The following is a 10874-nucleotide window of genomic DNA, read 5'->3' as shown; positions in this document are numbered from 1 at the left end:
CGGAGCGGCGGCCGTAAGCGGCAACTACGGCGGCGGGCTGACCGAACAGGGAGGTGCCGCGATGAGCAGCTCCGCGAGCGCCGGCCTGACGAACCCGCTGGGCGGTGCGACCCTCAGTGATCAGGTCACCGCCAGCGGTGGCGGAGCGGCCGGGGTCGGCGGCAGCTACGGCGGCCTGGCCGCGCAGGGAGGTGCCGCGATGAGCAGCTCCGCGAGCGCCAGCCTGACGAACCCGCTGGGCGGTGCGACCCTGAGTGCACAGACCGCCGCCAGCGGTGGCGGAGCAGCCGGTTTCCTCGGCAATGAGAGCGCCGCGCTGGGCGGCCACACCAACGCTCAAGCGGCGGGCCCATTCGGTGATGTCAGTCCGACTGACCACGAGAACGCCACCAGTGGCGCAGCCGTCAGAGCCGGTGGTGGGGGGAGCGCAGACTTCCTCAGCCATGAGAGCACCGCGCTGGGCGGCCACACCAACGCTCAAGTCACGGACCCGTCTGGTGGCGTCGCCTCAGCCGGGCAGGTGAACGCTGCAGGTGGCGCAACAGTCGGGGCCGCGGATGGCAGCCACGGCGACATCCTCGGCAACGAGAGTGCAGCGCTTAGCGGCCACAGCAGCGTCGACCAGAGTGCAATTGCCGGTGGCCACGGTTCGACCGTCTCTGTCGGCGACAGCAATGCCATCCATGACAGCGGCTCGACGACGGCCGGTGGCGATGTCACTTCCGCATCACACAGCGGCTCGGTCATCACTGGCTCCGACAGTAGCGTCCACACCAGTGGCGTCAGCTCGGTCAGTCCCAACCACACGTCGACGACGATTGACGAGCACTCCGGCATCAGCTCGTCGACCCATGCGGTCACTGACACGCCGGACCACTCGGTATTCGATTCGTCGGCCCAGTCGGGCACCGATTCATCGAGTCACTCGGTATTCGACACCGGTCACGACACGTCGCTATCACACCCCACTCCGGTCGAGAATGACGCGTCGACGCACACGCACGTCGACCCGCATATGGGATTCTGAGTGCGGAGCCATTGACCAATCGGCAGCAATGGTTGTCGCGGTCCGCAACGGCGGGAACTCGTTGCGAAGGTCAGGGTGACACAACTGCACCACCCGTTCGGGGCGGGGCAGATCACGCAGCCGATGGGTGCCCAGATCGGTCAACCAGACGTCGCACACTGTGCGGTCAAGCCGCGCCGCGGCGACCGCCATCTCGTCGGGTTGGGTCTGCCACAGCCACCTGGGGCCTTGACGTCGGCGAAAGCAGCGTCACCGTTCCGGTTGGCAGGTCGCTCACGCTTGCTCCAGTTCACCGGCGTCTCCGCGCGGGTCAGTGTCGCTCATGCTAGCCAGCATGCGGGGACCGCGTACCGAGCTTGCGGCCGAGGATGGCGGCCAGCAACAGGCGATTTCGAGTCCGGCGATGCCACGGTAATTGGCTACCAGCGCAGCATGGGCAGCGGCTGTGTGGGATGGTGCACGGCGTATCGAGTCAGACCGCGGGCAAGGAAAGCGTGGAAGCCAAGGTAAGGGAGTTCGGCGACAACGGATTTGACACGTGAACGCTCGATGGGTCCACGCAGCAGCCCGCGACTGACATCGATCAGGTCGGCGATGCGAAACGTCTCGGTCATGCGGTCGTGGGCGGGCCGCAGCTTGTGGTGGTGGGTGATCATGGCACGGACATATTCGGTTTCGGTCACAGCGAACTCGCTGGCGTGTGTAGATGCCAGATCGGCTGACGGGGTCAGGTAGTCGAAGGTGCCGGCGGTCCAGATGCCGAGGTCGTGCACGGCCCAGGCCAGCGCGACAGAGTCGGGCACCGGGGTGGCCAACAGCAGTTGGTGATAGGTCAATCCGCGGTAAACGTGGTTGCGGTAGGTCTGGATGTGACTACCCAGCTGGGCGTGGTAACGCTGCAGCACGGTGTCGATGATCGGATGGGCGGTAACGGTTTTCATCGCTTGGGAGTGTCGAGTCGACGGTTATTGAGCCATGAGATGATCTGCTCAGCGAGATGCTCCCAGCCCGGTTCGCCTACCAGCGCGTAGTGGCCGGCATCGTCTAGCCGCAGGTGATCTCCGCGGTAGCGGTGTGCCAGAGCCTCGCCGACGTGGGGGTAGACCAGTCGGTCGTGGGCCGCGCTGATCGACAGCACCGGGCATGTGAGCGCGTCGGCGTCCACATCGACGGCCCCGTAGGCGATCTCGGTAGCGGCGCGGCCGCTTTCGGGGACTTGGCGAGCGAAGTAGGCGCGGCGCTGATCGGCGGGTATTTGGTTGAAGATCAAATCGTCAAGTTCGCCGCGGTGCGGTCGGATCGGCCGGCCCGTCAGCACCGCCGGTAGGTGGCGCAGCGCGCGGCGCGGGTTTCGGGCGCCTTTCCAGCGGACCCCGCCCGGTGGCAGCGCGCACACCAGCACCGCGGCGCGCACGGCCCCCTGGGCGGCCAAGAGCTGCGCGATGAGACCGCCCATCGACTGCCCGACCACGATCGGCGGGGTTCCCAGGTAGGCGCAGGCGTCCAGGGCGTCTTTCAGATATTCGCGCACGCCGACGCGTCCGAGCGCCGCGGAGGGTTGACTGCCGTGGTGGGCGCGGTAGTTGATCGCCAGGCTGCGATATCCCACACGGGTCAGCGCGCGCTGAAACCACGAGAACTGCCACGCGCCGCCCATCATCCCGTGCAGCAATAGCACCGGTGTCTCGGTCGCGGACGCTTGCGGAATTCCCTCCACGCCGGTCAGCCCGGTGGGCAGCCGCACAGGGCTGCCCACCGGCTCGTCGGGTCCGACCGGCGGTACGAACCCCGATATCTTGTCGAGCCGGTTGTGGTTCAACGGGATCGACAATCCAGTGCGCCACGCGAGTGCAGCGCGTGACCGCGGCGCGGCGGCGGCTTGGGTGCGCATCAGTTGGCCGAACTCGGCCGCGAATCCGTCACGCGGATACTGCGCGACGACGGTGCGCAGGTGCTCGGTGGGGATGTGGCGCATCCGGGTGCCAGCGACGTCGAGATGGGTTGCGGCGTGAAGCAGGTGGGCTTCGGGTCCCCGTTGCAGCGGCACATGGATGTTCATGTGCAAGGCGATGACCTCTTCAACGCGCGCGGCGAACTCATCGGGCTGACCCCAGCTCAGGAGTTGCTCGCGAGCGCACCGGCCGCCGTCGACGGCAAAGCAGTGACCATGGGTGGGCTGGCGGGTAAGGGCCATGTCGTGCAGCAGTGCGCTGACGTAGAGCAGCTCGGGGTCGTAGGTGATGTCGTCACGTTGTGCAAACAGGTCGGCCCATTGCCAGCTGCGTAGGCAGTGGCCAATCAGGCCGGGAGTGTAGTTGTTCGCTGCCAGCTCGAAGGCGTCGCGGGCGAGCTGGCTGTCGGGTGTGCTGCGAGTGGCGCTCATGGGCGAGGGGTTTTGACGCCGCAGCGCCGCGAGCAGTTCCGCGGTCGTTTGTGCCATCTGCTGGTTGAGCGCGGAAACCACAAATCCGGCCTGCTCGCTGGGGCTTAGCGCGCCGTGGTCGCGTGCTGCCCATGAGGGAGTGCCTAGATGAGGCTTGGCCATGCGCTGTCCTCCGTGTTGGCGATGGGCGTGGTGGCGTTGAAGGTCTCGATGACCTCGTGGGCTGTTCGGTGCCCGGATTCAACGGCGCCGTCGATGTAGCCGGTCCAGTGGCGGGCGGTTTCGGAGCCCGCCCAATGCAGCGGTCCCACCGGTGTACGCAGCGCCGCCCCGAATCGGCTCAGCGTCGAGGGCGCGGTGAACGCCCCGTAGCAGCCGCCGGTGTATTGTTCGGCTGCCCAGTCACGTTCGATATATTCGATCGGTTCTGCAGCCGCCGGCCCGAAGTAGGCAGCCAAGTCGGCCAACACCTGCCTGCGGCGTTCTGACGGGGACAGCCGGCGCGCCGCGTCAGCGTGGCGGCCCTCGATGAAGGCGACCAGGACACCGGGACTGCCCGGGAGCGGGGTGTTGTCGAAGACGGTGCCGACCGTCCGCCGGTCGCTGTTGGCCTGGCCGCTCAGACGGCGGTCACGCCAGAACGGCTCGTTGTAGACGACATTGGTCTTGATCACCGCCCCCATTGGCATCCGTTGGGTCAGCTGCTCGCGGTCGACGGGCAACGCCGGGGTGTAACGGATCCGCGCGCTCAGCGTCGGCGGGACGGCGATGACAGCCCGCCGTGCCGACAGCGTCGTCGAGTCCGGGAGCGGTATTCGGATACCAGAATCGTCCCAATCCAGTTGCGAAACTGCGCAGTTCAATCTGATTCGCTCGCCGAGCTGGGCCGCAAGGGCCAGGGCGATCTGTTGGGAGCCCCCAACGACGCGGTCCTGCTGCGCGCCGCCCTCGGTATTGATGAGAATGTCGAGCCCGCCGCCGGCGCCGATATACGAAAGCGCCCACAGCGCCGAGAGATCCTCGGGCTCGGCGGCGAAAATTGCCTCGGTGATCAAGCGTATGTACCCGCGGGCGGTCTGGGTGTACAGCAGGTGGCGGATCAAGGTCGCGAAGGTCTGACCATCCAGCATTGCCGCGCATGGGCTCAGCGCGTCACCCGGCGCCGGGAGGGCACGCGCAAGACGACCCAGGCGCCACGAGCCTTGGGCGATGTCGGCCAACACCACCGGATTCAGTCGTGGGATGCGCCCGGTGTAGGTGATCATCCGGCCGTTGAGCTCCACGACGTGGCGGCCCCGCGCGTACGTCGGGTACAGCGAAAGCCCGAGCTCGGCGACCAGCTCAATAACCCGGGTCTGGCCGGCCCCGACCCACTGACCGCCAACCTCAATGGGCGCACCGCCGGGCAGCGTCGCGTTGAGCAGCCGGCCACCCACCCGATCACGGGCCTCCAGGACCGTCACCCGATGACCGTTGCGGGTCAGGTCACGGGCGGCTACCAGGCCCGCGACCCCGGCACCGACCACCACGACGTCGACGTCGAACTGATCCACTACCGGCATCCACCGGCATACGTCATGTATGTAGAATACAGAATGTATATGCTATGTCTAGAGCATGGGCGCGGTGAAGTCGCTTCGCGAGACCTACGCCGAAAACACCAGGCGGGTGCTGATGCAGACCGGGCTGGAGTTGTTTGTGCAACGTGGCTACACCGCGGTGTCTGCCGAAGAACTCGTGCAGGCGGCCGGGCTGAGCCGCGGTGCGCTGTATCACCACTTCGACGGCAAGCGTGGCCTGTTCGAGGCGGTCTTTCAGGCACAAGAGGGCGCCGCCTCGCGGCGCGTCGCGGAGGCCGTGGCCGCCCAATCCGACCCGTGGCAACAGGCGGTGGCCGGAATGGAGACGTTCCTTGATGTGTGCTGCCAGCGCGAATATCGCGAGATCGTCCTGCTGCAGGGTCCGATCGCACTGGGCTGGCCGCACTGGCGTGAACTAGACCGGCAGCACTTCGCCGCGCTGCTTGTTGACGCGACGACCCGGCTCATCGACGCGGGGGTGATCCTCGAACGCCCGGCTGAACTGATCGCTGCGGCGGCATACGGGATGCTCACCGAGCTGTCGCTGACAATCGCGGCTGCCGATGATCCCGCTCAGGCACGCACCGACGCGAGCGCGCTGGTGCGCAGTCTGCTCACCGGCCTCGCCGCAACCCCTGATTGACTGGGAATCCGCCGTCTACGACCTTTTACGCGTCGACTTGGGCCGTTTGGCTCTACTGCTGATTCGATGTTCGCCTGCACAGTTGGTACCCGCGTCGTGCCGTGCCACCTCGGGGTCGGGCGGAAGGAAAACTGTTATGGCAGGGGCCAAGTCGTGGTCGGCAGGTGTCGAATCACCGATGAAGTCGGCACTGCGGTGCGATTCGGCACCGCTGATAGCCGGACTCACGGTCGGGTATCTTGCGGTGCTGCGGCCACACATGCTGCGCTGGGGTGCCACCGACGACGAGGTGAACAGCCCGTACCCGACCGCCGAGCTGATTCCCGGCGGCACCCGCAGCGCGACAATGGCCGTCACGATCGATGCGCCACCATCGCAGGTGTGGCCCTGGCTGGTGCAGATGGGGGCCAATCGAGGCGGCTGGTACAGCTGGGACCACCTCGACAACTTCGGGCACCACAGCGCCGACCGTATTCATCCCGAGTGGCAGGCCATTTCCCTGGGCGACCGTTTCGCCGGGGAGCCCAGCGGCCGGGTGGGGTGGGAAGTCGCAGCACTCGAACCCGAGCGATTCTTAGGGCTTCGCATGTCGCTGGATCTGCAGGGCCGCCCCTTCGACCCGGCGCTACCCCGGCGCGGTACTACACCGACTCCACTTGGGGATTCAAGCTGCAGGGTTTGCCCGGCGACCGCACCCGGCTGGTGGTCAGCGGTTATTGGGCGCTGCGGCCGAAGTGGCTACAGCCCATCACCAGTCTGGTGCTGTTGGAGCCGTCGCACTGGGTGATGCAGAACCGGCAATTCGCAAACCTGAAGCGGCTCGCCGAACAATAGCCCTGCGCCCAGTGCCAGCGGTCTATAACTCGGTCAAACCGCTCCAGGGATCGTCGGCTCGCAGATGTCGTCGTTCGGTCGGTGTCAATGCGCCCCATATGCCATACGGTTCGCCTGCGTCGAGTGCGTAGTTGCGACAGTGCTCGAGCACCTCGCAGCCTTGACAGATGCGCTTCGCGTGCCGCTCCTTCCGTCGCAGCCGCGCGCCTCTCTCGTTGTCGGCCGCAAAGAAGATCTCCGTTGGCTCCCCCTGGCACCGCGCCCGCGAGCGCCAGTCCCCCGCTTGCGGCGGCGGCTCGTGCGACGTCGCCGTTGCCCGGCCGACGACGGTCGGCCGCCATGGGTTTCGGTGGCGTTCCGACCTGGACGGACCGGCCATGGACTTCACTGAGGTGAAACCTCCTGCCCGCAACTCGACCACGAATCTTGTGCTGAAACCGCGGCTCGGCCAACCTATTTCAGGTGCGCTAACCGGAGGGAGGCGATCACATCGCCGCCCGGACTACGACGTCCGGACAGACCGCATGCGGAGCCCGGGTCGAGCGATTCGCACACCTGGACCGGTTTACACCATCTGGGTCGCGACGGCACCAATCCCAACGGAATCCATACGGGACCGCCGGAAAAACTTACACACCGCCACCCAGCAACCCGACAGCTGATGATCAGCTGAAGATTCCCGTCGCGGCGGCGGGCTTCAGCCGGTCTTCAGTGCGCCCAGCTACCATCCAAGGCCGTGAAATCTGACCGGCGAGTCTGAAACCGGCACAACCGGATACGTTGCCGAGCGATCGAGGAGTATCCAGTGAGAAGAGCCATCGCCACCGTTGCAGCGCGCCGACCACCGGCAGCTGCCATCATTGATCAGCGGGACGAAGCGTTGTGTGATACAACTTCGGCCACGTGCACTGCGGCACTTCCCCGAAAAGGCGGATGAGGCGAGGCCGTGGCATGAACCGTGACGATCTTCTTCTCATGGTGGGCTTTGTCGCTCTGCTGGCCGTGATCCTGGCCGTGATGTGATCGGCGCGACCGCTGCAGGCGCTGCAGGCCGACCCGCCCTGGTTTAGCGGCCCTACCTGCCGGGTAGGCCACGAACATGGCCAAGGGCAACTCCGTCCCCGGGGACGACCCAGTCGCCGAGGCCGTCGGCACAACGGGACTGTTCCTCATCGTGACCGCCGTGATCGCGTTCGCGGTATGCCTTGGCGGCTTTGGTCTCGCCCAGACCGGAACCGCCACAACTACCGGGTTGATCGGCCTGCTCAGCTTCGGCGGGAGCGTGGCCTGCTTCCTGGCGGAAAGTCGGCCACTACCCGAACGCGAACGCCTCGTCATCAGCGCACGGGCGCCCGTTGCATCTTCGTCTGAAACGGGTCGCCGCACTGCCGCCTAGCCGACGGCTGACGCAACCACGATCGGCACCGACGCATCGTCAAGGCGCCGCGAGGACCGCGAGCGCCTCCGCGTGGACCGCCACGCCATCCGGGCCGATCCGGTCGGCCAGCCTCCTGCGTAACTCGTTCGCCTCCGCGGCATCCAGCGTCAGGTGGTTAGAGTGGGTGAATGCGTGGTCGAGCCACTGCTGCCCGGAATAGTGGAGGTCACGCGGGTACGTGCGTTGCGTGACGGTAAAACCCGCTGAGCTGACCGCCGCGCCGATCTCGTCGAAGCGGCCGTCCGCCGGCGCGCTGTCGGCGTCCATGTAGTCGCTGTAGATGAGGGCGAAGTCATCACGCGTCGGCCGCACCGGTGTCAGCCGGTTCCACAGCAGCGCCAGAGTGCCACCCGCCCGCAGGATTCGGCGCACCTTGGGCAACGCGACAGCGGGATCCACCCAGTGAAACGACGCCGCGAACACCACCAAGTCGAAGGTGCGCCCGGCGGGATCCCACGTTTCAAAGGTCGCGACTTCGGTGACGATGCCCTTTTCCCAGGCGATGGCGGCCATGTGGGCGTCGGGCTCAACCGCCAGCACATCGGCGCCGCGTTGGGCCAGCTGCTGCGAGGCAATTCCGGTACCGGCGGCGACATCAAGGACGCGGCAGGCACCACCCGCCGGCAGATCATCGATCAGAGCCCCGGGGTACCGAGGCCGGTGTGCGTCGTACCTGCGCGCCGCACCACCAAATGAGTTGGCCCGCAAACGGTCCGTGTGAATATTCAGCCTTGGTGGCACCCGGCCGAGCGTAACGAGACAGCATGTGATGGCGCTGAGAACCCACCTCGACCAGCGGTTTGGCGGCCAGTTGGATGAAAACGGGGTGGCGCGGTCGTTGATGACAGTGACAGGCCTCCCGATGTCAGCGCAGCCGCGGGCGGCGGACCCGGGCCGGCCCGCGCCCGCCGGCGGCGCTGGTGGGGGCCACGCGGCTGGCGGCCTCCCGCATCGGCGCCCTGCTGGCTGAGGCGCCCCGGAGCCGGGGACCGTTGACCGAAAGTCCACCCAACGGACGTCTGGTCGTCGCCGACAGCAGGCGTTCCTACCGTTGGAACCCATGACCGCCGGCGGAACGAGACCCACCCGCAACCGGGGCAGCACCGTGAAACGCTTGCGGCGCGGCGAAGAACACCGTCAGGAGACGGTCGCCGAGCATCACCGGAAGCTGACCACCGACGCGATGGCCCAGCTGCCCCCGCTCCACACCGGGCGGTGATCTTCCGGGCGTATTATCTGGAACTCACGACAGCGCAGATCGCAGCCGATCTTCGCATCACCGAAGGCACGGTGGTGTGCCGGCTGCACTACGCGCTGCGCGCCCTCCGCTCGCGCGTGGCCGCAGAGGATGTCGGCCCATCGGGCCGCGTTCGGCTTCCTGCTGGTGTATTTCATGATCTCGATCGCCGCGCCGGTCTACCTGCGCCGCCGCGGTGAAATCACCCGTAAGGACATCGCGGTGCTCGTGCTCGCGCCGGCCTGCCTACTCGTCCCGACGGTCGGCAGCTTCTATCCCGTCCCGCCGGTGCCCGTGCGCTACTTCCCGTACTATTTCTTGATCTACATGCTTGCCGGCGTGGGCTGGCTGATCACCGTCAGCCGACGCAAGCCCGGGGTACTCGCCGACATCGAGACCGACCTGGAGGCGACCGTGGACAGCCACATCGATCCCCCCGCGCACCACAGCCCGGCCGACGCGCCGGTGGGCCCGGTGAGCTCGCGGGCCCCGGCGTGACGTCACCGGCCACCGGCTCGCCCGACGACCGGCCTCTGCTTGTCATCGAGCACGTCGACTGGGAGGAACCGTTCGGGATCCTGGATTCATTTCCCGGTGTCCCCGTGGTGGCCAGCAACGTTCTGCACAGTCCGGAAACGGTGCTGCCCGAACCCGAGCGGGTGCGCGGTGCGGTCCTGATGGGCGGCCCGATGAGCGTCAACGACGTCGGCCGCCTGCCCGGGCTGGGTGCCGAGATCGGGTGGATCCGCGCGGCGATGAGAACCGAGACGCCCATGCTGGGTGTGTGTTTGGGCGCTCAACTCATCGCCAAGGCGGCGGGCGGGGTTGTCGCTCCCGGGCCCGAACCCGAGCTGGGCGTCTCGGCAGTCGAGATCCTCGACGCCGATGACGCCCTGCTCGGATGCGTCGCCCCGGCCATTCCGGCGCTGCACTGGCATGGCGAGTGTTTCGACCTACCGGCGGGCGCGGTGGCGCTGGCGCGTTCACCGCAGACACCGCTGCAGGCGTTCCGGATGGGAGCGACCACCTGGGGCCTGCTCTTTCACCTGGAAGCCGATCGCGACGTGATCGAACGGTGGACGGCCGAGCCGACGATGGCCGCCGAAGCGCGTGCGGTGCTTGGTCCCGACTTCGCGGAGCTGTTGCGAACCCAGGCCGAGCAGCTGGATCCCAAACGCGCGCAACAGGTCTTCGATGCGTTCGCGGCGCTGTGCGCGTCCTGGCCGCCGGCGGCCATCCCGGCCGGCGGGTAACCACGGCACCAGCGTAACCACGCGAGGCAATCCAGCCGCGGCGCCGAGTTCGGTTCTCTCCCAGTCGTATCCGTCGGAAGGCTCAAATGTCCGGTGCCGACGGCACTTTGGTTGATCTGAGTGGGTGCTGTAGAAGATCTGTGGAGATGCTGTCGACCTGGTGCGGATTAGCCACGGCGACAACCGAAACACCGATTTAACCGAGAAGCAGTCCCGCGAAACATCCCAGAGGAAATACTTCCACCGACATCTGCGGCTGCCATGTCGTGTGCGGCAGCGCCGGTGACCCAGTGAAACCCGTCTTCTCGAGTGAGGGATGTATCTGAACCATGTCGCCGTATCCCGATTGGCTTAACCCCGGAGACAATGCCTGGCAGCTGGTAGCGGCCACGCTGGTGGGCTTGATGAGCTTGCCCGGCATCGCGGTGCTGTATGGGGGCATTGTCCAAAAGAAGTGGGCGGTCAACACCATGTTGATG

Annotated in this window: 10 protein-coding genes and 3 pseudogenes; 7 read left to right on the top strand and 6 right to left on the bottom strand. The window is 66.7% G+C overall.

Annotated elements, in window-relative coordinates; all coding sequences use genetic code 11:
* Positions 1-1027 (top strand): annotated as a pseudogene (locus VKI00_RS05325) (hypothetical protein); the annotation flags it as partial.
* A 36-nt stretch (positions 1028-1063) separates the two neighbouring features.
* Here the strand turns inward: VKI00_RS05325 and VKI00_RS33705 are convergent.
* From VKI00_RS33705 to VKI00_RS05310, 4 genes and pseudogenes are all read right to left on the bottom strand, one after another.
* A pseudogene (locus VKI00_RS33705) lies at positions 1064-1174 on the bottom strand (hypothetical protein); the annotation flags it as partial.
* A gap of 272 nt (positions 1175-1446) precedes the next feature.
* The gene (locus VKI00_RS05320) at positions 1447-1968 is read right to left on the bottom strand and encodes a hypothetical protein (RefSeq protein ID WP_324435963.1); all 522 of its coding nucleotides are present in this window, start codon (positions 1966-1968) and stop codon (positions 1447-1449) included.
* The gene (locus VKI00_RS05315) at positions 1965-3572 is read right to left on the bottom strand and encodes an alpha/beta fold hydrolase (RefSeq protein WP_324435962.1); all 1608 of its coding nucleotides are present in this window, start codon (positions 3570-3572) and stop codon (positions 1965-1967) included. Before VKI00_RS05315 ends, VKI00_RS05320 begins: the two co-directional genes overlap by 4 nt.
* Complete coding sequence (locus VKI00_RS05310) at positions 3554-4972, bottom strand: flavin monoamine oxidase family protein (RefSeq protein ID WP_324435961.1); 1419 nt, start codon at positions 4970-4972, stop codon at positions 3554-3556. Before VKI00_RS05310 ends, VKI00_RS05315 begins: the two co-directional genes overlap by 19 nt.
* A gap of 55 nt (positions 4973-5027) precedes the next feature.
* Between VKI00_RS05310 and VKI00_RS05305 the strand changes: the two genes are divergently transcribed.
* Both VKI00_RS05305 and VKI00_RS05300 read left to right on the top strand, forming a co-directional pair.
* A complete protein-coding gene (locus tag VKI00_RS05305; RefSeq protein WP_324435960.1) occupies positions 5028-5633 on the top strand; it encodes a TetR/AcrR family transcriptional regulator in 606 nt (201 codons plus the stop codon).
* 136 nt (positions 5634-5769) lie between these two features.
* Complete coding sequence (locus VKI00_RS05300) at positions 5770-6420, top strand: hypothetical protein (protein WP_324435959.1); 651 nt, start codon at positions 5770-5772, stop codon at positions 6418-6420.
* A 69-nt stretch (positions 6421-6489) separates the two neighbouring features.
* Here the strand turns inward: VKI00_RS05300 and VKI00_RS33700 are convergent, their stop codons facing one another.
* Complete coding sequence (locus tag VKI00_RS33700; RefSeq protein WP_414687120.1) at positions 6490-6846, bottom strand: WhiB family transcriptional regulator; 357 nt, start codon at positions 6844-6846, stop codon at positions 6490-6492.
* A 720-nt stretch (positions 6847-7566) separates the two neighbouring features.
* Between VKI00_RS33700 and VKI00_RS05295 the strand changes: the two genes are divergently transcribed.
* Positions 7567-7863: a hypothetical protein gene (locus tag VKI00_RS05295; protein WP_324435958.1), complete on the top strand. Its 297-nt coding sequence runs from the start codon at positions 7567-7569 to the stop codon at positions 7861-7863.
* Positions 7864-7902: 39 nt separating this feature from the next.
* Here the strand turns inward: VKI00_RS05295 and VKI00_RS05290 are convergent, their stop codons facing one another.
* Positions 7903-8628: a class I SAM-dependent methyltransferase gene (locus VKI00_RS05290; RefSeq protein WP_324435964.1), complete on the bottom strand. Its 726-nt coding sequence runs from the start codon at positions 8626-8628 to the stop codon at positions 7903-7905.
* Positions 8629-9073: 445 nt separating this feature from the next.
* On the opposite strand from VKI00_RS05290, the pseudogene VKI00_RS05280 reads away from it, so the two are divergent.
* The 3 genes and pseudogenes from VKI00_RS05280 to VKI00_RS05270 all read left to right on the top strand — a co-directional run.
* A pseudogene (locus VKI00_RS05280) lies at positions 9074-9234 on the top strand (sigma factor-like helix-turn-helix DNA-binding protein); the annotation flags it as partial.
* Positions 9235-9253: 19 nt separating this feature from the next.
* Positions 9254-9640, top strand: a complete 387-nt coding sequence (locus VKI00_RS05275) for a hypothetical protein (RefSeq protein WP_324435956.1) — start codon at positions 9254-9256, stop codon at positions 9638-9640.
* Positions 9637-10395, top strand: a complete 759-nt coding sequence (locus tag VKI00_RS05270) for a type 1 glutamine amidotransferase (RefSeq protein ID WP_324435955.1) — start codon at positions 9637-9639, stop codon at positions 10393-10395. Before VKI00_RS05275 ends, VKI00_RS05270 begins: the two co-directional genes overlap by 4 nt.
* Positions 10396-10874 lie beyond the last annotated feature (479 nt).

The sequence above is a fragment of the Mycobacterium sp. genome, from assembly GCF_035314665.1.
Classification (GTDB): domain Bacteria; phylum Actinomycetota; class Actinomycetes; order Mycobacteriales; family Mycobacteriaceae; genus Mycobacterium.
The sequence above is the reverse complement of the archived record's forward strand: the minus strand, read 5'-3'. Positions and strand labels throughout refer to the sequence as shown.

Coding starts and splice junctions, on each gene's coding strand:
- VKI00_RS33700 (WP_414687120.1), bottom strand. CDS start 6,846: ATGGCCGGTCCGTCCAGGTCGGAACGCCACCGAAACCCATGGCGGCCG.
- VKI00_RS05275 (WP_324435956.1), top strand. CDS start 9,254: ATGTCGGCCCATCGGGCCGCGTTCGGCTTCCTGCTGGTGTATTTCATG.
- VKI00_RS05305 (WP_324435960.1), top strand. CDS start 5,028: ATGGGCGCGGTGAAGTCGCTTCGCGAGACCTACGCCGAAAACACCAGG.
- VKI00_RS05320 (WP_324435963.1), bottom strand. CDS start 1,968: ATGAAAACCGTTACCGCCCATCCGATCATCGACACCGTGCTGCAGCGT.
- VKI00_RS05310 (WP_324435961.1), bottom strand. CDS start 4,972: ATGCCGGTAGTGGATCAGTTCGACGTCGACGTCGTGGTGGTCGGTGCC.
- VKI00_RS05295 (WP_324435958.1), top strand. CDS start 7,567: ATGGCCAAGGGCAACTCCGTCCCCGGGGACGACCCAGTCGCCGAGGCC.
- VKI00_RS05300 (WP_324435959.1), top strand. CDS start 5,770: ATGGCAGGGGCCAAGTCGTGGTCGGCAGGTGTCGAATCACCGATGAAG.
- VKI00_RS05315 (WP_324435962.1), bottom strand. CDS start 3,572: ATGGCCAAGCCTCATCTAGGCACTCCCTCATGGGCAGCACGCGACCAC.